Annotated in this window: 2 protein-coding genes; both read right to left on the reverse strand. The window is 38.9% G+C overall.

Annotation, left to right across the window (positions count from 1 at the left end):
• Nucleotides 1–121: 121 nt before the first annotated feature.
• Nucleotides 122–454 (reverse strand): 2Fe-2S iron-sulfur cluster-binding family protein, encoded by a 333-nt coding sequence (locus EKL98_RS17295; protein WP_126563263.1) that lies wholly within the window; start codon nt 452–454, stop codon nt 122–124.
• Nucleotides 455–504: 50 nt separating this feature from the next.
• Nucleotides 505–1,039 (reverse strand): NAD(P)/FAD-dependent oxidoreductase (locus EKL98_RS17300; protein ID WP_148104483.1); only part of this gene is annotated, 535 nt, incomplete at its 5' end.

Consider the following 1,039-nt stretch of genomic DNA (forward strand, 5'->3'; position numbering starts at 1 on the left):
AAAATTCCCCAAATACAGCAGAAGAAACCGAATAAAAAAACGTAAAGTACAATTCGTATTGGGGTTTTCAAAAGAATGAAAAATTTAGTCTAAATTGAGAGATGAATCTCGCTTTTGAGGCTTATGATTCTGGTGCGAGTGCAATCTCTAACCCTTCTAAAGCATTCGTGATATAAATTTGGCAACCCAATCGGCTGTTGTCTTTTACATTGAAGGCTTCCGAGAGCATCGCTTCTTCGTCCTCGTTTCTTTCTGGCAAATCGACTTGGTTCAACACATAGCATTGGCAGGAAGCGCACATTGCCATCCCACCACAGAGACCGATGGTTCCTTCTGGAGCTAATTCATAAGCACAAACAAGTTCCATAACATTCATATTCATATCGGTTGGTGCTTGTACCTCGTGGGTTATTCCTTCTCTATCGGTAATTTTTATAGTTACGTCTTGTGTCATATTATATGTTTTAATGTGAAATCAACAGCTTAAATTGAATCGCTATTTTGTTAATCGATTGCTTTTACAACTGCTTTAGGTGCTTCTTTACGAGTTCCGTCGAATCCATCGATTCCTGAAACGGTGGTGTATTTCATTAAGTATTTCTTTCCTGGATTGATAATTTGATATGCCGCCTGACACATTAAAGTGGCTTCGTGGAATCCGCAAAGAATCAATTTCAATTTTCCAGGATAGGTGTTGACATCGCCAATAGCAAAAATTCCGGGAATATTGGTTTGATAATCCAAGGCGTTGTTTACTTTGATGGCGTTTCTCTCAATTTCTAATCCCCAGTTTGCAATTGGACCTAATTTTGGCGTTAATCCAAAAAGTGGAATAAAATAATCGGTAGGAATGTTTCTGTGAGCTCCGTTGATATCCACATCTATAGATTCTAAATGTTCGGCTCCATTCAAACCAACTACTTCTCCGGGAGTAATCATTTTGATTTTTCCCGCGTTTTTCAGTTCTTGAACTTTCTCTACTGAATCTAAAGCGCCACGGAATTCGTTTCTGCGGTGAATTAAAGTCACCTCGGAAGCT

This window comes from Flavobacterium bomense, from assembly GCF_003970355.1.